This is a genomic window from Microtetraspora fusca, assembly GCF_001570365.1.
GTDB lineage: Bacteria > Actinomycetota > Actinomycetes > Streptosporangiales > Streptosporangiaceae > Microtetraspora > Microtetraspora fusca.
Genome location: NZ_BBYK01000003.1, coordinates 1 through 1229 on the forward strand (window position 1 = coordinate 1; position 1229 = coordinate 1229).

The 1229-nt window shown below is 71.9% G+C and carries 1 protein-coding gene; it reads left to right on the forward strand.

The window, feature by feature from the left end:
- On the forward strand, positions 1-1229 hold a 1229-nt coding region (locus AWQ68_RS00020), incomplete at both ends, for an alpha/beta hydrolase family protein (protein WP_157544704.1).

A 1229-nucleotide genomic window follows, 5' to 3' on the forward strand; every position in this document is an offset into this window, starting at 1 on the left:
GCGCCTGGTACACGGCCGTGCTCTCCCGCCTGGGCCTCGACGGGGCGGTCACCGAACTGGCCCGCTCCAAGGTGCAGCTCGGCTGCCCCGCGGCCTCGCCTTCCGGAGGGCGGTTGGCGGTGGTCGAGGCGGTGTGCAGCGACCGCGGGGTCGTCGCGGGTGACCTGCTGGTGAGCGCTCCCGGTGCCGCCTTGCAGCGGGTCGACACCGGTGGGGTGGACGTCACCTCGACCCAGTGGATCGACGCGGATCGCCTCGGGATTCTGGGGATCCGCGGCCTGGAGACCGTCGCCGCGGTGTACGACGCGGTGGCCGGGAAGATCACCGAGCTGTGGTCGAGCACGGACACCAGCTGCGGCACGCGCTACCCGGAGGCGGCCTGGTCCGCCGACGGCCGCGTGGTGCTGGTCGAGGAGGGCTACTCGGCGCCGCAACGGGTCGTGGTGCTGGGCGGCGAGCGGGTCGAGCTCGCGGGGATCGGGCACTCGGGCACCGAGTACCTGTTGTCGGTCGCGGGCACGGCCGAGACGGTCACCTGGTCGGCGCCCGACGGGCTGCGCATCGAGGGGATCCTGTGCGTCCCTGCCGGGGAGGGGCCTTTCCCGCTCGTGGTGAACATCCACGGTGGTCCGGTGTGGGCCTACCGGAACATGTGGTCGATGTTCTCCCCTTCTACCCCGCTGTTGGTGGCGCAGGGGTATGCCGTCCTGAACCCCAACCCGCGGGGCAGCTCCGGCCGCGGGCAGGACTTCGCCCGGCTGGTGTTCGGGGAGATGGGTGGCGAGGACACGGCCGACTTCACCTCCGCGATCGACGCCCTCGTCGAGCGCGGGATCGTGGACCCGGCCAGGGTCGGCGTCATCGGCGGGTCGTACGGCGGTTACATGTCCGCGTGGCTGGTCAGCCAGGATCGGCGCTGGGCCGCCGCCGTACCGGTCTCACCCGTGACGGACTGGTACAGCCAGCACTTCACCAGCAACATCCCCTACTTCGACGCGCTGTTCCTCGACGGGGACCCGGAAGTCCCCGGCGGCAAGTTCCACTCCAGGAGCCCGGTGGCGCACGCCAGCAAGGTGCGCACCCCGTGCCTGAACATCGCCGGCGCCCTGGACCGGTGCACGCCTCCGACGCAGGCCCAGGAGTTCCACCAGGCGCTGCTCGCGCACGGGGTCGAGTCCCAGCTCGTGATCTACCCGCGGGAAGGCCACGGCGTCCGTGCCTTCCCGGCT